Annotated in this window: 19 protein-coding genes; 6 read left to right on the top strand and 13 right to left on the bottom strand. The window is 46.4% G+C overall.

Annotation, left to right across the window (positions count from 1 at the left end; genetic code table 11):
* Positions 1 to 81: 81 nt before the first annotated feature.
* Positions 82 to 606: a hypothetical protein gene (locus ABH09_RS12235; RefSeq protein ID WP_162664597.1), complete on the top strand. Its 525-nt coding sequence runs from the start codon at positions 82 to 84 to the stop codon at positions 604 to 606.
* Positions 607 to 753: 147 nt separating this feature from the next.
* On the opposite strand, the gene pta is transcribed toward ABH09_RS12235, so the two are convergent.
* A complete protein-coding gene (gene pta, locus ABH09_RS12240) occupies positions 754 to 1,761 on the bottom strand; it encodes a phosphate acetyltransferase (RefSeq protein ID WP_253714617.1) in 1,008 nt (335 codons plus the stop codon).
* A gap of 108 nt (positions 1,762 to 1,869) precedes the next feature.
* Between pta and trxB the strand changes: the two genes are divergently transcribed.
* Genes trxB through thyX form a run of 3 tightly spaced genes read left to right on the top strand, consistent with a single transcriptional unit; the run spans position 1,870 to position 5,359 of the window.
* The gene (trxB, locus tag ABH09_RS12245) at positions 1,870 to 2,796 is read left to right on the top strand and encodes a thioredoxin-disulfide reductase (RefSeq protein WP_253714618.1); all 927 of its coding nucleotides are present in this window, start codon (positions 1,870 to 1,872) and stop codon (positions 2,794 to 2,796) included.
* A gap of 5 nt (positions 2,797 to 2,801) precedes the next feature.
* Positions 2,802 to 4,490 carry a glycoside hydrolase family 3 protein gene (locus tag ABH09_RS12250; protein WP_253714619.1) on the top strand — a complete coding sequence of 563 codons (1,689 nt, stop codon included), beginning with the start codon at positions 2,802 to 2,804 and terminating at the stop codon, positions 4,488 to 4,490.
* 32 nt (positions 4,491 to 4,522) lie between these two features.
* Complete coding sequence (gene thyX, locus ABH09_RS12255; protein WP_253714620.1) at positions 4,523 to 5,359, top strand: FAD-dependent thymidylate synthase; 837 nt, start codon at positions 4,523 to 4,525, stop codon at positions 5,357 to 5,359.
* A 185-nt stretch (positions 5,360 to 5,544) separates the two neighbouring features.
* Here the strand turns inward: thyX and ABH09_RS12260 are convergent, their stop codons facing one another.
* The 8 genes from ABH09_RS12260 to coaD form a co-directional block, all read right to left on the bottom strand.
* A complete protein-coding gene (locus ABH09_RS12260) occupies positions 5,545 to 6,381 on the bottom strand; it encodes an SPOR domain-containing protein (RefSeq protein ID WP_253714621.1) in 837 nt (278 codons plus the stop codon).
* 8 nt (positions 6,382 to 6,389) lie between these two features.
* Positions 6,390 to 7,022: a dephospho-CoA kinase gene (coaE, locus tag ABH09_RS12265; protein ID WP_253714622.1), complete on the bottom strand. Its 633-nt coding sequence runs from the start codon at positions 7,020 to 7,022 to the stop codon at positions 6,390 to 6,392.
* A gap of 6 nt (positions 7,023 to 7,028) precedes the next feature.
* Entirely contained in the window at positions 7,029 to 11,096 is a 4,068-nt protein-coding gene (locus tag ABH09_RS12270; protein ID WP_253714623.1) for a FlgD immunoglobulin-like domain containing protein, read from the bottom strand.
* Between the two features lie 75 nt (positions 11,097 to 11,171).
* Entirely contained in the window at positions 11,172 to 12,329 is a 1,158-nt protein-coding gene (locus tag ABH09_RS12275) for a peptidoglycan DD-metalloendopeptidase family protein (protein ID WP_162664603.1), read from the bottom strand.
* A gap of 54 nt (positions 12,330 to 12,383) precedes the next feature.
* Complete coding sequence (locus ABH09_RS12280) at positions 12,384 to 13,892, bottom strand: flotillin family protein (protein WP_253714624.1); 1,509 nt, start codon at positions 13,890 to 13,892, stop codon at positions 12,384 to 12,386.
* A 21-nt stretch (positions 13,893 to 13,913) separates the two neighbouring features.
* Positions 13,914 to 15,257 carry a branched-chain amino acid transport system II carrier protein gene (gene brnQ, locus ABH09_RS12285; RefSeq protein WP_253714625.1) on the bottom strand — a complete coding sequence of 448 codons (1,344 nt, stop codon included), beginning with the start codon at positions 15,255 to 15,257 and terminating at the stop codon, positions 13,914 to 13,916.
* A 23-nt stretch (positions 15,258 to 15,280) separates the two neighbouring features.
* Positions 15,281 to 16,945 (bottom strand): formate--tetrahydrofolate ligase, encoded by a 1,665-nt coding sequence (locus ABH09_RS12290; RefSeq protein WP_253714626.1) that lies wholly within the window; start codon positions 16,943 to 16,945, stop codon positions 15,281 to 15,283.
* A 237-nt stretch (positions 16,946 to 17,182) separates the two neighbouring features.
* Positions 17,183 to 17,668, bottom strand: a complete 486-nt coding sequence (coaD, locus tag ABH09_RS12295; RefSeq protein WP_162664606.1) for a pantetheine-phosphate adenylyltransferase — start codon at positions 17,666 to 17,668, stop codon at positions 17,183 to 17,185.
* Positions 17,669 to 17,900: 232 nt separating this feature from the next.
* On the opposite strand from coaD, the gene ABH09_RS12300 reads away from it, so the two are divergent.
* Positions 17,901 to 18,935, top strand: coding sequence for a hypothetical protein (locus ABH09_RS12300; protein WP_253714627.1), 1,035 nt, complete (start codon positions 17,901 to 17,903; stop codon positions 18,933 to 18,935).
* Positions 18,936 to 18,943: 8 nt separating this feature from the next.
* On the opposite strand, the gene ABH09_RS12305 is transcribed toward ABH09_RS12300, so the two are convergent.
* On the bottom strand, positions 18,944 to 19,975 hold the full coding sequence (locus ABH09_RS12305) for a PTS sugar transporter subunit IIC (RefSeq protein WP_253714628.1): 1,032 nt from the start codon (positions 19,973 to 19,975) through the stop codon (positions 18,944 to 18,946).
* 575 nt (positions 19,976 to 20,550) lie between these two features.
* Here ABH09_RS12305 and ABH09_RS12310 point away from each other — a divergent pair.
* On the top strand, positions 20,551 to 22,179 hold the full coding sequence (locus ABH09_RS12310; protein ID WP_253714629.1) for a malolactic enzyme: 1,629 nt from the start codon (positions 20,551 to 20,553) through the stop codon (positions 22,177 to 22,179).
* A 172-nt stretch (positions 22,180 to 22,351) separates the two neighbouring features.
* Here ABH09_RS12310 and ABH09_RS12315 read toward each other — a convergent pair whose 3' ends face one another.
* Genes ABH09_RS12315 through ABH09_RS12325 form a run of 3 tightly spaced genes read right to left on the bottom strand, consistent with a single transcriptional unit; the run spans position 22,352 to position 24,932 of the window.
* Positions 22,352 to 23,101, bottom strand: a complete 750-nt coding sequence (locus ABH09_RS12315; protein ID WP_253714630.1) for a YfcE family phosphodiesterase — start codon at positions 23,099 to 23,101, stop codon at positions 22,352 to 22,354.
* Entirely contained in the window at positions 23,098 to 23,982 is an 885-nt protein-coding gene (locus ABH09_RS12320; protein ID WP_162664608.1) for a hypothetical protein, read from the bottom strand. Before ABH09_RS12320 ends, ABH09_RS12315 begins: the two co-directional genes overlap by 4 nt.
* 17 nt (positions 23,983 to 23,999) lie before the next feature.
* On the bottom strand, positions 24,000 to 24,932 hold the full coding sequence (locus ABH09_RS12325) for an ABC transporter permease (RefSeq protein WP_253714631.1): 933 nt from the start codon (positions 24,930 to 24,932) through the stop codon (positions 24,000 to 24,002).
* Positions 24,933 to 24,968 lie beyond the last annotated feature (36 nt).

A 24,968-nucleotide genomic window follows, 5' to 3' on the forward strand; every position in this document is an offset into this window, starting at 1 on the left:
TACAAAATTTCATTTAAAAAAATTGTACACAAAAAGAAGATAGACTGGTTTTTTATTATTTTTTCGGTTATACTGAAAACCATGGAAGCCATGGATATTTTAAAGCCGCTTTTAGAAAAAGGACTGTTAAAGGAAAGCCTTACTTTGGCAGAAAGCGAAGGTAAAGAACTAAGCAAAATTAGCCATGAAGGGCTTAATTTTGTAACAGCCTCTATATTAGCTGATGTCCCATCTGTTGAAAAGACCGAACTGATTAGAAAAACCGGCGCTTTTTTCTCTGCCGAGGATTATTGCAATTTATTAAATGAAAAGGTATTTACCATTCACCCCGTAACTCGCGACCGGTTAAAAGATCAGGGGGTATTATTAACTGATGAAAATATGAAGCAATACTATGCATGGTATAATATTTTTGATATTGCCTTCCCGTGGCTTCCATTATCGGTATTTGAAGACCTGGTAGTTTATCTACGGGATGAAAAGAGGCTTGTTTTAGATAAAGAAACGCGAGAGCTAGTAAAAGAAAATTTTCTAAATTCCAAACGCTACTCCGAACGGGAGCTAGATCGTTTATTCGAATCACCTATCTTTGATAATGAATTTTAATCCGGGTAGCGGTATAAACACATCAGATGCTATTCTACGGTATTGATGTAGTAGCCATCTGATGTGGAAATCCTTCTCCTAAAATCGATATTTCCCGACTCAGAGCGTTGGGGGAGTAAACCATCTGCACGAACGGGCAGCTCAGATTTATTTTTTACCAGCCTGTACGAGTGTTACCACTGCCGTTACAATAATATCTTCGGTTGAACAGCCACGGGATAGATCCGATAAGGGTTTTGCGAATCCCTGCATGAAGGGGCCATAAGCATCGGCTTTTGCAAAGCGCTGAACCAACTTATATCCGATATTTCCGGAATTAAGCTCGGGGAATATCAACGTATTTACCTTATCGCGGATAGGGCTACCGGGCGCTTTTCTATCAGTGACTTCCGGTATGAGTGCGGCATCAAGTTGCAACTCACCGTCATAGCAGAAATTTACCTTTCGCTCATCCAACAACTTAACAGCTTCACGTACTTTAATGAGGCTCTCATCTTTATCGCCGCCTGAACCCTTCGTCGAATATGAAAGAAGCGCAACAACAGGCTCATGCCCGACAAAAGCACGATAACTTTCAGCAGCCGCAGTTGCGATATCCGCTAACTGTTCGGCGGTGGGGTTAGGAATAACTGCGGAATCCGAGAAAATCAATACCCCGTTCGTTCCCCATTCGGTACTTTTGGTATCCACGATAAAGCAAGAGGAGGCGGTCTTAACTCCTTTCTTTACTCCGACAATGGTAAGTCCTGCACGCAGTACATTTGCCGTTGTATTCTCCGCACCGGCAACCATTGCATCGGCTTTATCCTGTGCCAGCATCATTGCCGCAAACCGTAAGGGATCGTGCATCTCCTTTTTTGCTTCTTCAGGGGTCATTCCCTTAGCCTTCCGCTTTTCGTATAACGCTGCAGCAAAATCTTCCGTCCATTCGGAATGCTCCGGATCGATAATAGTAAACCCATTGGTTAACACACCTAACTTTTTACAAGCCCCCTCGACCTCAGCCTTCTTTCCAACTAAAAATAATTCCGCGGGAATTTGCATATCAACCAGCGCACGAGCCGCACGTAGGGTACGAGATTCCGTCGCTTCAGGCAAAACCAAGCGATTGTGATATTCTTTCGCTTTGTCTTTCATTATTTGAACAAACCGCATAATAAACCTCCAAGTCACAAATGTAGGCTCGAGTGTACTATTTTACCGCCTTTTCTGCAAGGCGCGCGTTCAATTGACCAAGAGTTTCTTTTTTCGTACATTATAACAGTGAATACAAATTATGACATTATCGTTATCGGTGCCGGCGCGGCGGGTATGGCTGCGGCGCAATATGCGTGCCGATCAAACTTAAAAGTATTGGTGCTGGAAGAAAAAGCGCCGGGCGGACAGGCTGTTTTAATCGATTCGCTCGAAAATTATCCCGGATACGCGGAACCGGTTAACGGCTTCGACTTTGCTGAAAATATGCGTAAACAAGCGATAGGCTTCGGTGCAGAGTTTGCGTCCGATAAGGCGGAAGCCGTTACAAAAAATGGAGATAAAACTTTTACCGTGCGAACCGCCGGGACAACCTACACGGCGCTTGCCGTCATCCTTGCGACGGGGGCGGAGCATCGCAGCCTCGGTGTAAAGGGAGAAAAAGAACTGCAAGGCAAAGGTGTTTCGTACTGCGCTACCTGCGACGGCCCCTTCTTTCGGAACAAACATATCGTTGTAGTCGGCGGAGGGGATGCCGCTTGCGATGAAGCGCTCTTTCTTGCCAATCTGACGGATACCGTTACGATGGTGCACCGCCGTGACACCTTCCGTGCGCAAAAAGCGCTCGTTACCCGAACATTGAACAATCCTCATATAACCGCGGTATTTGATACGACCGTCACGGAGATTAAAGGAACCGATAAGGTAACGGACGTTGTACTGCGGAACGTAAAAACGCAGGAGGAGCGGGAACTTGCCTGTGATGCAGTCTTCTTTTTTGTCGGCATGAATCCCAGAACGGAATTATTCCCTGACGCAACAAAGGATGCAACAGGATATATCGTTACCGATGAGGATATGCGTACCTCTATCGAAGGGCTTTATACGGCGGGCGATGTGCGCGCAAAGTCTTTCCGGCAGGTAGTTACCGCAGTTGCGGACGGCGCGATTGCCGCTCATACGGCTGCAGCTTACATCGACACCCTGCGCAGTTAACCGCTTTGCACCGTAAACATCTTTTTGCCGCCGCCTTGTTCGGCGTCGCGCTGCCGGTTTTACTACAGCTCAATACTCAACTGAATGCTCAGGCCCAAACTACTGCACTTAAAACCCTGCCCGATTTTTACGACCCCGTCCCCGCCGCGGAACTGGCCGACCGGATTACGGAGGCGATGACCGACGAAGAGCTGCTGTCCCAAACGTTCATGTTCGGATGGGCGGGGCAGGCGCCGACCGACCTTTTAATGAGCTGGATTACCGAGCGGAGTCTCGGCAGTATCAAAATATTCGGCTGGAATACTGAGGACAGCGTTGAACTTGCGAAGGCGATCAGCCTTTTACAAAAAAGAGCCAACAGTACCCGCTTCCGTATCCCGCTCTTTGTTGCAACCGATCAGGAAGGCGGCTGGATACGGCACGTTAAAGGACGCACGTCGGAAACTCCCGGCAATCTCGCCATCGGCGCCTCCGGTTATCCGATAGACGCCTACTACGAAGGTTTTTATATTGCCCGAGAGCTTTCAGCGCTTGGCATCAATCTCAATTTTGCACCGACGGTAGACCTCTATACCAACCATGAATCTTCCATTATAGGGCCGCGCTCCTTCGGACAATCGCCGGAGGCGGCGGGAATTTTAGCACGCGCCTTTGTCCAGGGGAGTAAAAAAGCAGGCGTACTGACAACCGCCAAGCATTTTCCCGGACATGGAGACACCGCGCTTGACAGCCACGGCAAGCTACCGAGTATTGCCATCTCCAAAGAGACCTTTTACAACCGCGAACTGGTTCCGTTTCAGTACCTTATCGAAGCAGAGGTACCGGCAATTATGACCGGACATTTACACTTTCCCGCCGTATCCGAACACGGAGAGCCTGCCTCATTCTCTCAGTATTTACTGCAAACCGTGCTGCGTGGCCAGCTCGGGTTTAAAGGTTTGGTTATCACCGACGATATGATGATGCACGGTGCCATCCGCTATGCCGGTACGGTTGCCAAAGCGGTACAACTTGCGCTTGAGGCCGGAAACGATATTATCGAATCTTCTACCACGCCGCGCCTTTACGATGCATTTTGGACGGAAAATTTACAGCGAATGCAAACCAACGAAGCATTCAGGCTGCGAGTTAAAGATGCGGCGCGCAGAATTATCGAAACCAAACTCCGGTATTTTAAAAACGGCAATGCGGTACCGCTGTACCCCGATGTGTATGCTATTCCCGAAAAACTGCCCGATGCCGAAGGACAGGCATTCTTTCTTTCTCTTGCCGCACGGGCGATTACCGTTGTTCGCGGCAAATACATTCCGTATACAATAAAACCGGGCGAAAAGATATTGCTTGCCGGTTCGTATTCCGCTTTTTTACAGGCAGGCTTAAAACGCTTTCCCGCCGCCAAAACGAGTAATCTGTCGGACGGCATTTTTACCAAGGCGGCTGCAAGTGATACTGTCATCTTCTGCCTTGCAAACGATTCATCGCTCCAAGTATTACAGCAGCTCTATAAAGCCTATCCTAACAAACGATATATTATTTTCTCCTGCCTTTCGCCGGTGTTTCTATCCGGTATCCCGGAGATACCCACGGCGATTGCTCTTTACAGCTACGCGCCGGTCTCGTTTACCGCGGGTTTCGGAGCATTGCTCGGCGATTTTAAACCGCAAGGGCATCTCCCGCTTGACGGTATCAATTAAGTACGCAACAGAAAAATACCGATATATGAGATATGGCTCATTGTATTGTTCCCACAGCGGAAGAAATTCTTGATAAAGAATATAAGGTGTTGGACAAAGGCTTTGTCCGGTTGGTTGATTATCTCGGCGGAGATGCGCGTATTGTACAAGCGGCACGGGTGTCGTATGGAGATGGCACGAAAAGCGTTCGCGAAGATGCGGGGCTGATTGATTACCTGTTACGGCATCAGCATACGTCTCCATTTGAGCAGGTTGTGCTGACCTTCCATATCAAAATGCCGATTTTTGTTGCGCGGCAATGGGTGCGACACCGTACGGCACGGCTCAACGAAATTTCCGGGCGGTATTCGATTATGCGGGATGAATGTTATCTGCCTGCGCCCGAGGATATCGCGTTCCAAAGTACGGATAACCGGCAGGGACGTATGAGCGAACCCGCTCCGCTTGAGGTGAGAACCCAGATACGGGATACCCTGCAGGCACAGCAGGAGACCGCCTATCGTGAATACAGTGCCCTTATCGATACAAAACTGGCGCGGGAACTTGCCCGTATCAATTTACCCCTTTCAGCATACACGGAAATGTATTGGCAAATCGATTTACACAACCTCTTTCACTTCTTAAAGCTCCGTTGTGATAGCCATGCTCAAAAGGAAATCCGTGATTACGCCTTTGTGCTGCTGGAGATTTGCCGAAGCGTGGCTCCACTTGCAACAAAATCTTTTGAAAAGCATATCTTAACCGGTGTGCATCTTTCCGGCTTCGAATTGGAAGCCGTGCGCAATCTGCTGCAAGGCAAAGAAAGTGGGCTTAAAGGCAAAGAGCTCGAGCGCTTTGAAGAGAAAATCCGTTCTGGCGAACAGTTATAAGAGAAACAGGATAATCGCATTAGACTATTTTTTTAATCTTGTAGGATAAACGCCCCCTGCGCAGAGCGCTAGGGTATTAACTCCTCCACACATGAATAAAGAGGCGCTTTTGATATAAAAAGAAAAAGGGAGCCGGTTTTACTTACAAACGCGGCTCCCTTTCCTCACTTACCCTATAGTTGTATTTAATTATTCTTCTTTACCTTCTCTTCCGTAACATAGCTTTTTTCGAAACCTTCAATTTTCTTGATACTATTCAGCCAATAATTTGCTTCGGTGTTATTGGTAAATGGGCCGACTCTTACACGGTGTGTTAATCCGGAAGGTGTCTCTTTAGTAAAGATTTCGACCTTCATGTGCTGCGCAGCAAGTTTATCCCGTGCACGTTCAGCGTTAATCCTGCTTGCAAGTGAAGCGGTCTGAACCCAGTAGAGAGTCTGAACCTGCGGTGCAGCTGGCTTAACTGATGTTTTCGCCTTAGGCTTAATGGTAACTGAAGCACCTGATTTTGTAGATTTTTTTTCTTCTACAGGTTTCGGCTGATTTTGCACTGCTGCTGCTATCTGCGGCTGCGCGGAGGCATCTTCTTTTTTTGCAGGGGCAGGTCGCTCCTCCGACTGTTCCGGAGCGGTATCAATACCGATCTGTTCCGCTAATTCTTTCGGCAAGCCGGAGACATCGGCATCACCCGCCTGTACGGTTAAATCGGAAACGTCAATCCCGTTTGTTTGGGCGCTCTGCCCATCAGTCGAAATGATATTTAGATTATTCAGATTGATAATATTCCCGGCAGCAGCGGGTGCATTTCTATCCAATCCCGCGACCCTATCAGGCTCTCGCGCCCATGCATCAGGATCTACATTAAGAGCATTCCCAGATGCTTCATACGGAATAGTTTCACCTCCGCCCTGCGCCGATGCGCTATTTCGAGACGGTGAATATAAAAACAGTGCAATACCGAAAATAATCAATACGAATAAGCTTACCGAAAGGATAACCCATAAGATTTTCTTTTGTTCCATAGCTGTCCTCAAAAACCCTTTTCGCGCAGCACACGCTCGATTTTTTTCCGTAGAGACTGCACGGAACGAGCGTTTACCACGCTTACAATATCGGCATTTTGCGAAAGGTATTGAGCAAAGAAATCTCTTTGCTGCAAAAAACGGGTAATTAACCGGCAAAGTGGAATAGTATCACGTCTTTTACCCCTTATAAGCCTGATAAAGAACGGTGCTTTAATGTAAAGGATAAACGAACATTCCGGCGTTAGGGAGGTCTTATGCAGCGTCGGTGCGTTAAGGACAATCGGCCTATTCGGCTGCTCGGTTAAAGCAGTATTAATAATATTTCGGATACGTGCTTCAATTTTGGGAAGAATAAAAGCCTCGTGTTCCGCCAGCAAAGGCGGTTCCGAAAAAAGTAGAATACTCAAGGCCTTTCTATCCAATGAACCGTTCTGCCCCCGCAGCTGCAAATCTCGTTTTTCGGCATAAGGAGCAAAACGGGCTATCACAGCCTCGCTTTGTTCCTGCAAAACCTCATGAGTAACTTTATCGGCATCGATAACGATACATCCTTTTTCTTTAAGGAAATCTGCAACAAGGTTTTTCCCCGCGCAGGACTGCCCTGCGAGTCCGATAAGGTTAGCTATCTTTTGTGGCATTCATTCTTACTTAATCAAGATAAATTCGACGCGACGGTTTTTCCACCAATTATCCCGATCCGAAAGCGATGCAATCGGCTTTGTACCACCGATACCGACTGACGACAGTCGACCGCGCGCAACGCCTTTTTCAATTAAGAACCTACGGACAGCATCGGCACGCGCTCCCGAAAGCGGAATAAGATCTTCTCTTTCTTCGCGTTCCGTTCCGCTTGTATTATTTGCATGTCCTTCAACCTGTACCTTATATTCAGGGAATTTGTTCAAAATCTCTGCGATACGGGTTAACACCTTGATATTCCGATCAACAACGTTTTGTTCAAGTTCATTAAAGTCGGCAGCGTTTTTTCTAAAGATAATAGAAGGAACTGCAATCTTCAATTTATCGCCATCACGGATAACCAACACATCAATCGGGATATAGCCTTTCACAACGGAGATCTGCCCGACTTCATCGGTTACGGTAAAGGTATACGGGTAGTCGGTAGCTGATTGTACGGTTTCGCCTTTTAACGAGCGGCCATCCCAAATAATTTGCTCGGTTATCTTATCTTTTCCACCGGTACTCCAGAACAGCTTATTGCCAGTATCTTCCGGTTCACGGATTTCAAATGACCATTGTTTTAATGGTGTATCCGACTTTGCAGACAGGTTAATAAAGAGTTCGTCTTCGTTGCCGTCGTTATCGGGACTAAAATATTTGGGTGCCATTGTAACACCAAGTACAGGAGCTTTTGTCGAAGAAACAAACGGAGCGGTACTGACAACCAGTTCATCGCCTTTCGTATACAAGAGAGAAAGCTCTGCAATAAAAGTACCAGCCGCAACCCTACCTGTATCAGATTTACCGTCCCATTGAAGGGAAGAAGCAAAGGCATTACCTTTTTCCGACGACCATGTCTTTACCGGGGTAGCAATGCTGTTATCTGCCGATTTTATTGCAATCGACCATGCAGCAAGGCCATCTTTAAGCGTCGTATGAACAGTCAAAGTTTGCGTATCTTTTATTCCGTCTCCGTTAGGCGAAAATGCCGGTAATTCCGCAGTGATATATGCCTTAGGCACACGCGAATCAATCACAATATTATCAAGAAACTTGATTGTCCTGTTACCGGCAAGGTCTTGCGCAAAAATAGTATAGCGGTAAGTTCCGTCGGGTACTTTATTTCCGGAAGTATCGGTTCCGTCCCACACAAAATCGGTAGCCTGTCCTTCCCATGCGAAGTTCCGCATCTCCCTATTACCGGATCCGGTAATACTACCCGTCCACAAGTTTTCTACAGAAGCCCTTTGTGTTACGGGTAAATTCGGACGTTTTGCCGTACTATCCGTCGAGAATACCAAATAAGGCGCAGAAATTTCTACTTCGGGATACTTTGTATCAAGCATAATTTCGGGAAGAGTCGATTTTGCCGTCTGCCCGTTGGTGAGTGTTACGTCGATAGCGGCAGAGTATGAACCGTCTGCACAGAGTCGACCTTTTGTATCCCCCGTATCTGCAATACCATCCCAACTGATTGATGCTGGAGGCACGCCATTCCCTGCAAGCGTTTTTACGGCGGCGCCTGTTGTATCGTAGATTCTGAAAGTATAGGATGCGGCAGCGGTATTCGACTTCAGTTTTGGTGAAAATACAATGGTATCCTGCACACCGTCTTTATTCGGTGAGAATGCCAACATATTTGCGGATAAGATAACATTCGCCTTTTCGGTATTCAGCTCGACTGAAACGGGCTCCGAATATCCGGTATTACCGGCATCATTTTTACCTACTAAGCGATAGGCGTACTTTCCATCCGCAAGCAGGGCGCCGGAATTGTCCCGTCCATCCCAAGCAAAATTCGCAGCATTATCTTTTGTAATTGCGAAACTGCGTACCGGCTTACCACTCATATTTCCGGCGGCGTCAAGCGCATAAATTTCTGCTGCCCAAGTATCGCCGGCGCTCATTTGCTGTGTAAAGGTAACCGTATCAAGCTTTCCGTCTCCGTCCGGTGAGAAAATAGCGGTCGAAGCCGTTACCGTTGCCTTAGGAGCGGTAACATTGAGGGCAAAAACAGGCGAGGTTTCGCTCGGTGCATATCCGTTTATATACTGGGCGGAAAGCACTGCTTTATAATTGCCTTCCGGCAACACCTTTCCGCTTTTATTTTTCCCGTCAAAGGTGATGGGAGCGATGCGGGCATCGGTGATCGTATGCACCGTTGTTCCTTTTGCATTTTGAATATCGATTTTCCATTCCTGTAAGCCTGTTTGAACAGGGATTGTCGGTGAGAAGGTGATAGTATCCTTCACACCGTCCCCATTCGGGGAAAAGGCATTAGCGCTGATGGAAATACCGACTGAAGGTTTAATAGTGTCTACGATGATATTGGGGACAGACTGTGATGCGCTGTTTCCTGCGCGGTCGGTAGCGGCAATTTTATAGGTGTAAATACCGTCAGGCACGAACTCACCTGCATTGTTTTTTCCGTCCCAAAGGAAGTCGGAAGGCGCCGCCTTTACGATATCAGCAGTGCGTACAACCTTATTTCCGGCATCGGTAACGGTTACCGTCCACTTATCTTCAACGGAACCACTTTGCTTGATAAGGAACGTATCCTTATTTCCATCTCCGTCAGGGCTGAAAATCAACGCATTTTGTCCGGTAGGAAGCGTAACGGTAATCATCGGTGGCGTATTATCAACCACCACGGCATACCGTTCGGTTTTTGCCGTGTTATTATTATCGTCGGAAGCCGTAAGCGTAAAATAGTAGGTTCCATCTGGCGCTACCGAACCGGAGTCAAGCATACCGTCCCACCGCAGTGTTTTCGGTATTTCAACGCCGGACTTTGGTTCCGTCAGCAGTTTCAAGAATGATTTTCCGCTCAGCTGTGGACGAGCTTCTTTATTTGCGATTGTGCGGACACGCTCTCCTTTTTCATTCTCAAAAACACATTCCCATGACATCACATAGCGTTCATCAGTAATTGATAACGGAATTTCTAGTACATCTTGCACGCCGTCGTTATTGGGAGAAATATATTTAGTCTCAGGATAACTAATACTAATAACAGGTGCAGCCGTATCGGTTTTCCCAACTTTCGCATTTACCCCTGCACCGATTACCCAGATATTATTATATAAAGGTTTAACAGCGACCTGTGGAGTAATATCGCTTTGCTCCCATGCATTCATCTCGTTCGCATCTTTTGATTTAATTTTAATTGTACAAGCAAGACCGAATGAGGGTATATAAGTTTGCCGGTGATTCAGTGTTTCAACCAGATTAAAGTTCCAACCGGTTTTAAAGGTAACCATGTCGGCAAACTTCATATGCAACCCTGCATCAAAAACAACGTTTTGGAATGTCGGAAAAGACAGATCAAAAGCCATACCAAGCTTAAAGTTTTTCACCGAAATAAAAGTGGTTGCGAAACCGACACGTGGCGTAAACATACCGGTAAAACCGCTTGTATTCGCCATCCCCTTAATACCGCCCCTACCGGCGTTGTATGGTTTACCCATTCCGGTAATTGAAGCGCCGACTTTTGAATCCTTCGCAAATCCGAGGTCACCAAACCGATACAGTACACCGATGTCGGCGCCGACACCCCAACCGGTACCGACAATACCATAGAGCCCGATACCAAGCGCCAGCTTATCCGTTAAATCCTTTGAATACGAAAGCCGCATCGAAGCGGCGGTACCCCATTGCAATGAAGCAAACGACGAATTAAAAAAATGAACATCGGCAGCAATCACGCCCCACCGAGCAGGATATAAGAAATCGATATTTGCCAAATGCCCCTTCCATCCAAAATCACCGGCAGTACTTTTATTAAACCCGATAACAGCGGCATAAGAAAGATCAAAAATGACCCGCTGTTCATACGCCGAAAGGGCAGGGTTTGTTGCCAACTCGGCAGGATTCCCATCTCCGAACGGTCCTCCGGTTGCGCTTGTCTGACCACCCAGTAAATCGGGAGAAAAGAACGTATTAGCAGATTCCCCTCCAATAGGCGGGTTATAAGCAAACAAGAATGTATATGTACACAATAATGCACATAAAGAGAACACAATTCGTTTCACAAGAGCCTCCTCAATAGGATACCTTCAAAAACTTCAACTATTAGAGATATCCGCATGTTGTTTAGTAATAATTACCTATTTTAAAACGGAGAAGGGATTGATCAATCTCCCATTTTTATAAATAGACAAATGTAAATGAGGCCCCGTAGAATATCCGGTATTACCGACCGCCCCCACGGCCGCACCTTGTGTAACATACTGCCCTCGCTTTACATAAATCGCAGATAAATGACCGTAAAGAGACTGATAGCCTCTATCATGAGTAATAATGATATAATTACCAAAAATACGATTAAACCCCGTTTCGGCAATCCTTCCGTCGAGTGTTGCCTTAACGGATGTCCCTATCGGTGCTGCCAAATCAACGCCTGAATGAAAACTTCGTACCCCTGTAAAGGGATCGCTCCGGTATCCAAACGGTGAGGTAAGTCTACCGCGTATCGGATAGATAAATAGTTCACCAAGCGCTTTCCGCAGCTCAAAAGACGAAAGCGCCGCACCGGGAATAAAAAGCTTTTGTCCGACGGACAGGGTTTCCTGCGTTAAATCGTTCGCATCGAGCAAAACGGTAACGCTTACGTTATGCGCAGCAGCGATGCCCGCAAGGGTTTCGTTCTTTTTAACCGTGTACAAAAGACCGTCCGTCGAAGGTACCCGTAATACCTGCCCGGCACTGATTCGACGGGCGTTATCGATGTTATTTACCGACAACAGCGTTCCGAAATTCCGTAATCCGGCCCGGGAAGCAATACCGCTGACAGTATCTCCCTTTCTCACCGTATAATCTTTAAACGTTACCGCCGAAACATAACCATCTGAAGCAGGCACAGCTCCTTGATCGGTAAAGGTTTCCTGTTCGGGGAAAATATATGAATGCAGCGCACGCCCAAACGAAGGCTCCTCACCAAAGCTCAATGTACGGATGGAATAAGCACCGGCACCACCGCGCAACAGCGGAAGCGCTAACACTGCATATAGAATACTGAAAACCAGCAAAAAAGGCAAAGGATTAAACCGTATACGCGGTATAGCCCTGTTAGAAGCAGTCCGCGGTTTTGTATACGGCACCTCCCCTCCGCTAAAACCGGAGAAAAAACGCATATCGGCCACAACCGCTGCCTGCTGCGCCGGTCTTCCTATATATTCATTTCTATGCTTTACCTGAACGGCAAATGACATCGGATCGCTTTGCAACAAGTCCATATCGGACGCATGATACGTTATTATATCCATAGTTACACTATCGGCAAAAAACCGGAAGACAAAAGGCCTCTAATTTCTCAACCATTATTCTTTTGGCTGATTATCCGATTGCGGCGTATCGGCAGCTCCCGTCTGTCCGGACACAGCGGATAGTTTTCCGCCCAAAAAACCCGCAAGCAACGATTTTACATTGAAACCGGCAGCCTCGCTCGTACCGTCAAAAATTTGATTTGCAGTCCCGATAATATCCTTCATAAGCTTGGTATTATTTCCATCGCCGTACATTACAATTTTTTCTACCTTTGCAAGCGGTTCGGCAAGATTTTTTGCAACAGCCGGCAACGCATTAAAGTACATTTCCAAAACAGCCGCCTCCCCCATCTTCTTCATGGCTTCGGCTTTTTTATCAATACCTTCGGCTTCACTCAAAACCTTCGCCTTCATACCTTCGGCCTCGGCAAGGGCAGTCAGTTTTATGGCTTCCGCTTCGGCTTCTCCTTTTGCACGGATACCTGCCGCTTCCTGCTCCGCAATATACCGGTCAGCATCTGCCTTTGCCTTAAACGCCTCAGCCTGTTGCTTTTGTTCATACGCTGCGGCTTCCGCTTCTTTTTTACGGGTATAAAGGTTTGCGTCCGCCTTTTGTTCGGCTGCAAATTTATCCGCTTCAGCCTTTTTCTTAATCTGGGCATCAAGAGATTGCTCCATCGCCTCGGCTTCTCTCTGCTTGAGAATTATAACTTGTTCTTGTTTAGCGATCTCGGCCTTTATGGTGTTTTCTTCGATTGTTTTACGTTGCTCCTGCTCTTGGATTTTCCCTGCCGCAGCCGCTTCGGCTTCCTTGGAATCGCTCAGTTTTTTTAATTCTGCTTTTTTAATCGTTAGCTGATTTTCCCGTTCCGCAATTTCCTGATCGGCTCTAACCTTCGCTTCATTCGCCTTGCTGTTTGCATTCGCTTGAGCCATTGCAATATCCCGTTCCGCCTCCGCGCGGGCAATTTGCGCGGTTTTTCTGATTTGTTCGATATTATCAATACCGAGATTAGTGATCACCGATTCGCTATCCGTAAAATTTTGCACATTGAATGAAATAATATCGAGACCCATCGACGCTAAATCAGGTTCCGCATTGTTTTTTACCAATTCAGCAAATTTTTGTCGGTCGTTTACCATTTCCTGTAAACTCATTTTTCCGACAATTTCGCGCATATTACCTTCAAGTACCTCACGGGCAATAGCGCCGATATTTTCAGACGGCAAATTCAGAAAATTCTTTGTTGCGTGCTCAAGCTTTTCCCTCTCTGTTGATATTTTAATATTAACAATAGCATCCACCATAATATTGATATAATCCGCAGTCGGCACCGACGATGAGGTTTTAACATCTATCGGAATAAGCCCCAATGCAAGCGAATCTTTTCGTTCAAAAAACGGAATTCGTATACCCGCTCGACCGATTAAAAAGCGTTTTTGTTTTTTTAATCCTGATATGATAATCGCTTCATCAGGCGCAGCTTTTACATACCCTGTAAGGACGATGATAATAAGAGCCAATACAAAACATCCAAGTGCGATATATATACCGATAGTCATAAACACCCCCTTTTCTATCTTTTACCTTGAGATACTTAAGTATCCGTCTTTTTTTCCGCCAAGCAGTCCGAATAAGAACGCACCGATGATTGCCGGAATAAGCCACGCAATACCGATACTTGAAAGCGGAAGCTTTTGTAACAGCGCAGCCAAACCACCGAAGGAGACGGGCTTTGCGCCGAACAGGCCGAGAAAATCGTTGACAATACCTTCTGTCGAGGCAAATGCCTGCAAACAGCTAACTAAAAGCGTACCGACCGTTCCGCCGACGTAGTAGTACCGATTGGGGATATAGTCATCCAAAAGATTCATAACCGTTAAAAGGATACAAACCGGATACAACGCTTCCAAGAGCGGTACCGAATAGCGGATGATATTTTCTACTCCATAATTAGCAAGCCAGCAGCTGAATACCGACACGACAATGACAATTGCTTCATAAGAGACCTTATTATGGAATAATTTTTTAAAAAAATGTCCTGCGGTGGCGGTTAAACCGATCGCGGTGGTAATACAGGCAAACGCAATCGAAATCGACAAAATAACCGTTCCGACATTACCCCATAAACTCGCACAAATATTGATGAGAAGCGCAGTGCGGCTGATGCTTTTTGGAAATACCATCGAAGCGGAAGCGCCGGCATGCAGTAATCCGCCGTATACCAGCAAGAGCCCTGCCGCAGCGATTAATCCGGCAGAAAGATTGATCTTTAACAGCGATTTTTTGTCAGAGTATCCCCGTTCCTTGATATTATTGATGATAATCGTTGCAAACAGCATAGCCGCAAGCGCGTCCATCGTCTGATATCCTTCCAGAAATCCCTTTAGAAAGAAATTCTGCGGAGGAGGATTTTCCAGCGGCCCGAGCGGAGCGATAAAGGCACGGATAACAATAGCCGCAAGCACAATGATAAGCACCGGCGTTAAATATTTACCGATAGTATCGATTACTTTCGATGGTTTTATCGAAAATATCAACACAATCGTAAAGAATACGATAGAACTGACAACAGGACTTATCGACGCACTAAACGGAAGTACGCCAATCTCATACGTTGTTGCGGCTGTCCGCGGCAGCGCTAATAGCGGCCCGATACCCAGCATAATAACGGTACCGAATACATCGGCAAAAACGGGATGAACCTTACCGGCAAAGTGCTGTACATCGCCGCCTGCCTTTCCCATTGCAAAAATACCCAAAATCGGAATACAAATACCTGTAATAGAGAATGCGATAAACGTAATAAACCATTTGCTGCCGGTCATAAACCCGAGCAGTGGCGGAAAGATAAGATTTCCGGCGCCAAAAAACATTGCAAAGAGTGCAAAGCCGACAATGATACAGTCTCTAAAGCCTTTCTTCATAGCAGGCCCCCTAATATAGTAATTTATGCTAATCCGTCAATATAACCGTTTACAAGATCTATGCGAAGTGCCTGAGGTTCTTTTGGTAGCCCCGGCATCCGCATCATATCGCCCATAACGGCCACAATCATTTCGGCGCCATTGTTTACAATAACTTCGCAGACAGTCATACCGAACTGTTCCGGAACGCCAAGCTTTTTGGGATCGTCGGAAAAAGAATACTGCGTTTTTGCGATACATACCGGATAGGAATCGACGCCCCAGGTACTAATCCGCTTTAGCATTTTTTCCGCATCGGCAGAGTAAGCAACATTTTTGGCGCCGTACACCTGTTTGCATATTTTTTCTATTTTAGTCTTGATATCATCGCTATCCTGATATGTAAACGTAAGCGGCTTCGACGGTTCCGTTTCGATCAACCCTACAACGGTACGGGCAAAATTCGTTGCTCCTCCACCTCCATCGGAAAAGGCGCTGTTTACGGCAAACGGCACTCCGATATTCCGACAGTATGCACGAAGACACTCAATTTCTTCTTCGGTATCGTAATCGTATTTATTCAATACCACCAACACCGTCTGTCCGAACTTACGCAGATTTTCAACATGCTTATCCATATTCTTAAATCCATGGACGAACGCCTCTTTATTGGGCTTGGACAGCTCCGCTTCTTGAACGCCGCCGTGCAGTTTAAGCCCGCCGGTGGTAACGACAAGCACAGTTAAAGCAGGCGAAAGCCCCGCCTTGCGGCATTTAATATCAAAGAATTTTTCAGCGCCTAAATCGGCTCCAAATCCCGCTTCGGTAATAACATAGTCGCCGTAGGTAAGCGCTATTTCGGTCGCAATAACGGAATTGCAGCCGTGTGCGATGTTTGCAAACGGGCCGCCGTGTACAAATGCCGGAGTGTTTTCAGTGGTTTGTACCAAATTTGGATTAATCGCATTTTTAAGCAGTACGGTAATTGCTCCGGCGACACCGAGGTCTTTAACCGTAAACGGCGTATTGTCCGGTCGGTAGCCTAGGATAATCTTTTCTATGCGGCGGCGTAAATCGTCGATGTCGGAAGCGAAGCACAAAATAGCCATAATTTCCGAAGCGGCGGTTATGTCAAATCCCGATTCGGCAGGAACACCGTTTCCTGCACCAAGGCCGGTAACAATTGAACGGAGCGCACGGTCATTGACATCAAGCACCCGTTTCCAAATTACCTTTTTTAAACCCTGCGGCGTATTCTGCGTTCTAAACACATAGTTATCCAGCAGTGCGCTGATCATGTTGTGCGCGGAGGTAATGGCGTGAAAGTCGCCGGTAAAGTGTAAATTGATTTCTTCCATTGGAAGCACTTGTGCATAACCGCCGCCTGCCGCCCCGCCCTTCATCCCGAAGCAGGGGCCGAGCGAAGGTTCACGCAGCGCCAACACCGCATTTTCCCCGATTCTCTGTAAGCCGAGCGCCAAACCGATGGAAACCGTTGTCTTCCCAATTCCCGCCTTTGTCGGCGTCATGGAGGTAACGAGGATAAGCTTATGCTCTTTTACACGGGAAGGCATAATAGCGGTACACGGAACCTTCGCCATATAAATCCCGTACGGAATTACGGCAGAAGAATCTATATGGAGTTCTGATGCAATTTCTTGTATCGGTTTAAGAGGAGTCTCGCGTGCTATCTGGATATCGGTTTTCATTGGCCGAGTGTACAATAATCGTATGAAAAAAACAAGGCAACGTCCTTTTGAAATATACGGTGCATCTACTGCGTTGTCGCATCTGTTTAAACCAGCGTCATCCTTGCCGCTACTGAAAATCCTCAACGTTTCAGAACGGACAGAGATGTCCGGGGTTATAAGCAGCAGCGAGTTTGCCTTCGCAAACTCTCGTAGCCAAAGAATGAACACGGATGTTCATTCTTTGGCTATTCTCCGCTATTTTTTGGGTGAAAATTTCTTTTTCAGCATTGCTTCTACAATCGGCGGCACCATAGTCGATACATCACCGCCGAAAGCCGCAAGCTCTTTAATTGAACTGGATCGCAGCACAAAAAATTTAGGATCAGGCACCAAAAATAGCGTTTCGATCTGCGGGTTCAAGCTCTTGTTCATCATTGCCAAATCGAATTCATATAAAAAATCATTATCATTCCTGACGCCGCGGATCAGAACATCCGCTTTAATTTTTTTTGCATAATCGACAATAAGCGAATCCCACAGATGTACGGAAACATTATTCCACCGAGAAACTAGCTGCTGAATAACATCCAATCGTTCTTCGCCGGAAAAACAATAATTCTTATTTTTATTTACAGCAATAACAACATGAATTTCGGGAAAAAGCTTTTGCGCCCGCTCGATAATATTTAAATGTCCGAAAGTAGGAGGATCAAATGAACCTGCAAAGACAGCTTTTACCATACTGAAGCATATTCCTTTATTTTATAACGATAGAACACCGCAAAAAGCTCAAGGCCAATTTTTAATGGTGCTCGATATTCTATTGTATCGCATAAAAAAGTAAACCGCAAATAGTTTTTGTGTCGTAAATAGCTTTTGGCACTACAAATAGTTTTTGCTTCGGTGCAGTCACCCTGGTATCTGTCAAGAAAATGTTTGGCAGAATCCGGATTTTGTGTTATACTGATTTCGTATGACTTATGCATCTTTGTCTGCAACGCTCTCAATGCCATACACACCCGAAGATGGAAGCAATTCAGCCGATATTGTAGTATTCGATAAAGACGAATACGCCGTAATCGACCAGATCTTAAAAAGCTTACAAGCTTATGCTCCCGGGGTACTGAGCAACATTGCAAACTGTATTACAACATTAGAACAAGTGGCCATGGCTGTCTCCCGTTATCCTTCGATACAACGCAGCACTGTTCTTGCAGGAGAACACCGATCGACAGAAACATTAATAGACACACTCTGCAGCAGCGCCCCTTCCTCACGCTTGCTCACTTTACCGACAAAGGTTATTCTCGGTAAAAGCTTTCTTATTGCAAAATTTCAGACATTTTCCGCACTCACCAAAATAGCGATGAACGCTTTTTTTGAAGAAAAAGATATCCAAGCGCTGCGACGAATTACATTGCGCTCTATGTTTGCACTCATGGTGGAAGATGTGTATACAATGCTCCTTGATAATGCCGATCTCCAACATGAAACACGAAAAGAAATAGCGGAATTGTTGACGGAATTATGGGAGCATCGACTGGACGAACACTCATCATCCTTTGCCCCTGTTTTGCACAAGGTTTGGGCAGCGCGGAATAAACTTGCACCGAACTTCGGTTCCATGCTTGGCGTAAGTGAACTCTTTTTGCTTTCTATGGAGCTGGATGAATCATGGGAACGGTTTATGATTGCAAAGCTGGCTGAACCGGAAATAGGCCAAGCCTTGGAAGAATTTTTATTCGGCATCTCTTATGAAAAGATCAATTTTATCCGCAATGTTTTGAAGGAAAGAAAAGTTTCCGCCCTAAGCAGGGATGAAGCATATAATCTGCTCGGTTTTAAAAGGGCCTTTCCTAAAGATGACCCGCGCGGCTTCTATGCTTCTTTTATTGACCGGAAAAACAACGCCGAATCGCGCCGGAGACTCCAAGTCCCCGGCCCCAAGCGAACACTCGAAGACCTCTACATCCAATTTATTTTTGAAGAAGGCTTAAGCGATACATAATACGGCTGTTACAGCGCAAGTTTTAAATCGCCGTCTTTAATCCATCCGATTTTCCGCAACGGCACGGTAAAAAGAATTGTGAGTACGGCGGGAGCGATAATGTGCAGCAACAAGATAGAAAGGTAGATGCTTGCGGTGCTGTGCCCGGTTCCACTCATCGCTGTCAATGCACCGATTTGGCCGACTAATCCGCAAGTTCCCATACCGGAGCCGATAGGGGTATTTTCCATTTTTAACAGCATCGTCGAAACCGGCCCCAATACGGCGGATGCGGCAATCGGCGGTATCCATATTCGGGGATTCTTAATAATATTCGGCATGTGGAGCATACTGGTACCGATACCGACTGCAAAGCTGCCGCCAAATCCGTTATCACGATAGCTCATCACCGCAAAGCCGATCATCTGAGCGCAGCATCCCGCCGCAGCCGCGCCTCCTGCAAGCCCCGAAAGAGAGAGCATCATACAGAGCGCGGCGCTACTGATCGGCAGCGTAAGAATGATCCCAACCAATACCGCAAGGCAGATACCCATCAGGAACGGACGCAGAGTTGTCGCTGTCATAATAACACCGCCGAGCCAATTCATACATGCAGACATATACGGCCCGAAAAAGACGGCTATTACGCTTCCGGAAAGAATGGTTACCATTGGCGTCACAATGAGGTCGATCTTTGTTTCTTTTGAAACCAGTTTCCCCAGCTCGGTACCGACAATGGCCGAAATAAAAGCGCCGACTGCACCGCCGAACATATTACCGGCATACCCGACAATAGAGGCGGAGAACAAGACAAAGGTGTGTGCTTTAAGCGAGTGCGCAACGGCAATACCGATGGCGGCTCCCGTCATATCGCGGCATATCGGCCAAATGGTGTCGGTCAAAAAGGTAATATGCAGCTGCTGCCCTACGGTTCTCAGGATTGTTCCGACAAGCAAGGATGAAAAAAGTCCCATTGCCATTGCGCTCATTGCATCAATAAAATACCGCTTACCGGAAATCTCTATATCTTTCTTTTTTAAGAAAAACTGTAATTTGTTCATATCAAGACAAATCTCCCTTATTCGTGCGGAGAGTTTAATCCCCTGCACTATTTTTTACAAGAAGGAACCTCTAAAAACTTCCGTTTTTAGAAGTTTCCCTTAGATTTAGATTGCGATGTTTTTTTGATAAGTCATAACAATGTAAAGACTTATCAAAAAAGACTCGTCGGGTATCTCTAAAAATCTAACCGAGTTTTTAGAGATACCCAAAACTCAAAAATGCTGATGCTTCTTACTCTGAAGTGAAAGCATTCAGAATGTATATCCGTTCAATAAATGCGATGTTCACACATCGTGCTATTTGTACGATTTAGAACTCGTAGACCTATTCGGAAACGCAGTTATCGAATAGATCGATTATAACGAAACTTATTACAGAAGAAAAAATTAAGCATAATAATACAAAAATAAAAAAGTTGAGGCAATAGACAAAAAAATTGATTGATTGATTAAGCTAGAAAATTTATAAAAACATGATAAACTGTGTATCGGTACTAAAAGTACATTTGAGAGTTTCCATTGAGATTTGGAAGGATATCCGCAATCCTGCAAACGGACAGTATGGAGGAACCTTTATGGAAAAATATGGGTATGACATTATCCATGATGCGTTTTTGAACAAGGGAACAGCATTTTCTGCCGAAGAAAGAAAAAAATATCATCTGGAAGGGCTGCTTCCGCCGTGTATTGACGATATTGAAACACAGGCAAATAGAATTTACCGGCAGATGGAGCGAAAAAATTCTGGCATAGAAAAAAGAAGATTTCTTATGGATGTCTTCAATCACAACCGGCGACTTTTCTATTATGTATTTCATGAACACATTGTTGAACTAATGCCGATTGTTTATGATCCGGTTATTGCAGAAAGTATTGAGCAGTACAGCGAACAGTTTGTCGATACACAAGGTGCAGCGTTTTTGTCGATTGATGCTCCGGAGCAAATCGAAGAGACGCTTCGGCATGCCGCAGGCGGAAGACACATCAGACTTATCGTTGCGACGGATGCGGAAGGAATTCTCGGTATCGGCGACTGGGGGACAAATGGCGTTGACATCTCCGTGGGTAAACTGATGGTCTATACTGCGGCCGCAGGAATTGATCCGCAAACGGTATTGCCGGTTGTACTGGATTGCGGAACAAACAGGCAAACACTGCTTGATGACCCGCTCTATCTCGGAAATCACCACAAGAGAATATACGGCGACAGATATTATCGCTTCATCGATCAATTTGTAACAGCGGCGGAAAAATTGTTTCCTGATTTATATCTCCACTTTGAAGATTTCGGCAGATCGAACGCCGCAAAGGTTTTGCAAACATACCAGAAGACTTTTCCCGTATTCAATGATGACTGCCAAGGAACCGGTATCATTACGCTTGCGGGAATCCTCGGCGCTATGAAAATCAACGGGCAAAAGCTTACGGATCAGGTATATCTGTGCTTTGGAGCAGGAACTGCCGGAGCCGGAATTACCGATCGTATTTTTAGAGAAATGGTTGCCCAAGGGCTTTCTGAAGACGAAGCTCGCAGTCATTTTTATATGGTTGATAAGCAAGGACTTTTGTTCGATGATATGGACGATCTAACGCCAGAGCAAAAACCGTTTGCGCGAAAACGTCGCGAATTTTCCGATGCGGCAAGTCTCACCTCGCTTACAAAAGCGGTGATGGCAATTCGTCCGACGATTCTAGTAGGAACATCAACAACACCGGGAACCTTTACGGAAGAGATTGTCCGCGCTATGGCATCATGGTGCGAACACCCGATTATTTTCCCGCTCAGTAACCCAACGGAACTGGCGGAAGCTACGGCTTCGGATTTGATTCATTGGTCGGACGGCCGCGCCATGGTGGCAACCGGAATTCCTGCCGATCCGGTAGAATACAAGGGCGTTACATACACAATCGGACAGGCCAACAATGCACTGATTTATCCAGGATTGGGCTTAGGCAGTATCGCGGTAAATTCAAAACTTGTAACCGATGAAATGATTTCTGCAGCCGCCCACTCGCTTGGTGCATTTATCGAAACCGGTAAACCGGGCGCGGCGGTTTTGCCACCGGTAGCACGGCTAACGGAATTTTCCGAAGCGGTTGCCGTCGCGGTTGCTTCGTGTGCCGTTCGTCAAAAATTAAACCGTGTTGCAACGGATAATGTAGAAAAAACGGTCAAAGACTGTATCTGGAAACCGGAATATTAAAATAGGAGAAAGGCAAGGCTGATACAAGTGCGGCTTATACGAGCACACGGGAGCGGTTAATACCCCGACGCTTGCGTCGGGGTATGTTGATCCGTGCGGAGAAGATAATCTCTGACACTCTCCATCGAGGTTCCTTTTTTGGAACAGCTCCGTGTTGATTCATGACCAAGGACTAATCCCCTGCACTCTGGCGTATCGGGATAGGATAGACCGCGTGTGCGGAGGCAGAAAAAGCACCGTCGGATTCCCGTATCAGCTGATAAAATTGCACCTTGCTGAATAACCCCGTCACTGAACTGTCTCCGGTGGCTGTATCTTCAGGGCTTCCCGCTTGCCCTGTGCGGAGCGATAAAAGCGCAAAGCCTCCGTAGGATTTACCGCGGGGACGCAAGGGGCTACCGGGATTGACAGCCGTAACGCCGCCGAAACATTCGATACTTTGAATATGCGTATGCCCGTATACGGCGATTGTACAACCGAGGTTTTCGGCCGTCATGCTCAATTTACGCCCGTCAAGTTCAACATGGTGCAGATGCCCGTGCGCCAATAAAATCTGCTGCCCTGCGATCGTCTTTTGCTGATATACCGGCAGCCCGAATGGCTTCGGGTTTTCGCTGTCGGGAAAAATCGGCGGATAGAGCTGGCTGTCGCAATTTCCTTGTGCCATAATAATAACCGGTGGAACGGTTATCAGGCCGGTGGTAGCTTCGCGCACAACGGTTATGATATCCTGAGCGCCGTCTCCGGCAAAAAGGCAAGCTTGGCATTCCTCGCTAAAATTCGATAGAATCCACTGCACTGCATCCACTGCTCCGTGCGTGTCGGAAAGCAGCAGAATGGAAGCGGTATCCGCTTTCTGCAGCCGGTTACAGAAAGCCCCGTCCGCAATAACGCCATTCTCGCAGCAGGTAAAACGGTTCATTGTTTTTCCCCTACGGCGCTCATTTCCAGTTCTTCGCTATCTGCCCGCCCGCCGGTCGAAGGCGACGTCAAAATAAGATAATTATATGAACGGATATTCAGTTCAGGGTCTTTATAGGGCTGCAGCACATACGGTATACCGCCCCATGCCGCTATTCCCTGCCTTTTTAATACGTCGACCGTTGTTGCAACTGCCCGCGCAAACCGCGGGAACGGCTCCTGTTCCGGCAACTCATCGATTTGTTCTACAGCGGTTACGGCACAGAGCACCAGCGTCTGTACATCATGTGCGGGGATATCCACCGCCCTGTCGGCCTTTGCAAACGAGTCGGGCAGTTCAAAGTCCACAACGACATCGCTGTAGGCTTCGAGCGGCAAAATCTCTTCTACCGGCAACAGGGAAAAAATATGCAAGTCAGGGTATTTTTCTTTAGCGATACGCAGTATGCGGGCGCCGCCTTCGGGAATGCCGATAGAAATGAGCGCTTCAACAGGTTGTGCCGCAAGCCGTTCGGTGATCATCGAAAGCCGCGGCTGTTTTGTCTTAGCGGTCATATCGCTGTAGCTTAAAATATGCAGATTTACCTTTAGGCTCTCCGAATCATAGATTTTCGAAAGATAAGTAAAAAGGTCTGAATATTGATAAAAATCCTTTCCCAGCACAAAGAGAAGTCTGTGGTTCAATTCTTTTTTTTGATGAGATTGCCCGTATGAACCGCTTTTCTCGCCGCAGGAAACAGCAAAGGCGATTATGGCAGCAATTAAAATTATGAAACCGGTACGGATAATAGTTTGCCTCAAGAAGCGGCGCAGTGCCCCCTCGCTCCGCAGATATGCGGGATGCACTGCAACCGGGGAGGATATCTCAGTATTTTTTCTCATAATCAAATCCGCAGCATTTAATTTGAGGCCGCGATTCCTTTTAAAAAATTACGCAAAATAAAAGCAATCAACATTGTCCCTAAAATCATGATAAGGGAAAGCGCGTTGATCACCGGCGAAATACCGTACCGCACCATCGAAAAAACATAAAGCGGCAGCGTTGTAGAACCGGGGCCTGACACAAAAAAAGTAATTACAAAGTCTTCAAGCGACAGGGTAACCGACATAAAAAAACCGGATAAAATGGCCGGGAAAATCGCCGGGATCACCACTTTAAATAAGGTCTGCCGCTCCGTTGCACCGAGGTCGTGTGCGGCTTCGACAATTGAAAAATCGAATTCTTCAAGGCGTGCGAGCACCAGCAAAAACACAAAGGGCAAACAGAAGGTAATATGTGCAATAATAATTGAAAGAAAGCCGAGCGGTATGTTGATTGCCGAAAAGAAAATCAGCGTAGACATACCGATAACAACTTCCGGCAGCACCATCGGGAGAATACTTACCGCTTGCACATACCCTCTACCCCGGAACCGGTACCACTGTACACCGAGCCCTGCAAAGGTACCAATAACAACGGAACAAAATGCGGAAACAAAGGCAATAAGTATGCTGTGCCAAAATGAAGTCCATAGTTTTTCGGATTCCAAGAAAAGTGCGGCATACCATTTGAGCGAAAAGCCCGACCATACAATCGCCTTGCCTTCGTTAAAAGAAAACACTGCGATAATCGCAAGAGGTAAAAACAAAAACAGCAGCACAAAGGTCAATACCGTAGAAGAAAACCAAGAGCTATTAAGATTCTTATAGGCACGACGGGCATGACGCGCCGGTTCGGAATCCCGCTTGCTTTTCCCGAATTTTTGAATCAACCGCCGATACGGGCTTTTTACCGGACTATGACGGTACGGAACCGGTAATTGCTGTTGAATATCTTGCGGTATATCAGACATGCTCACTCCTCGTAATTGCGATTGTGCTACCTCGGA

Source organism: Treponema sp. OMZ 803 (genome assembly GCF_024181165.1).
GTDB lineage: Bacteria > Spirochaetota > Spirochaetia > Treponematales > Treponemataceae > Treponema.

Coding starts and splice junctions, on each gene's coding strand:
- ABH09_RS12235 (WP_162664597.1), top strand. CDS start 82: ATGGAAGCCATGGATATTTTAAAGCCGCTTTTAGAAAAAGGACTGTTA.
- pta (WP_253714617.1), bottom strand. CDS start 1,761: ATGCGGTTTGTTCAAATAATGAAAGACAAAGCGAAAGAATATCACAAT.
- thyX (WP_253714620.1), top strand. CDS start 4,523: ATGGCTCATTGTATTGTTCCCACAGCGGAAGAAATTCTTGATAAAGAA.
- ABH09_RS12260 (WP_253714621.1), bottom strand. CDS start 6,381: ATGGAACAAAAGAAAATCTTATGGGTTATCCTTTCGGTAAGCTTATTC.
- coaE (WP_253714622.1), bottom strand. CDS start 7,022: ATGCCACAAAAGATAGCTAACCTTATCGGACTCGCAGGGCAGTCCTGC.
- ABH09_RS12275 (WP_162664603.1), bottom strand. CDS start 12,329: ATGGATATAATAACGTATCATGCGTCCGATATGGACTTGTTGCAAAGC.
- ABH09_RS12280 (WP_253714624.1), bottom strand. CDS start 13,892: ATGACTATCGGTATATATATCGCACTTGGATGTTTTGTATTGGCTCTT.
- brnQ (WP_253714625.1), bottom strand. CDS start 15,257: ATGAAGAAAGGCTTTAGAGACTGTATCATTGTCGGCTTTGCACTCTTT.
- ABH09_RS12290 (WP_253714626.1), bottom strand. CDS start 16,945: ATGAAAACCGATATCCAGATAGCACGCGAGACTCCTCTTAAACCGATA.
- coaD (WP_162664606.1), bottom strand. CDS start 17,668: ATGGTAAAAGCTGTCTTTGCAGGTTCATTTGATCCTCCTACTTTCGGA.
- ABH09_RS12300 (WP_253714627.1), top strand. CDS start 17,901: ATGACTTATGCATCTTTGTCTGCAACGCTCTCAATGCCATACACACCC.
- ABH09_RS12305 (WP_253714628.1), bottom strand. CDS start 19,975: ATGAACAAATTACAGTTTTTCTTAAAAAAGAAAGATATAGAGATTTCC.
- ABH09_RS12310 (WP_253714629.1), top strand. CDS start 20,551: ATGGAAAAATATGGGTATGACATTATCCATGATGCGTTTTTGAACAAG.
- ABH09_RS12315 (WP_253714630.1), bottom strand. CDS start 23,101: ATGAACCGTTTTACCTGCTGCGAGAATGGCGTTATTGCGGACGGGGCT.
- ABH09_RS12320 (WP_162664608.1), bottom strand. CDS start 23,982: ATGAGAAAAAATACTGAGATATCCTCCCCGGTTGCAGTGCATCCCGCA.
- ABH09_RS12325 (WP_253714631.1), bottom strand. CDS start 24,932: ATGTCTGATATACCGCAAGATATTCAACAGCAATTACCGGTTCCGTAC.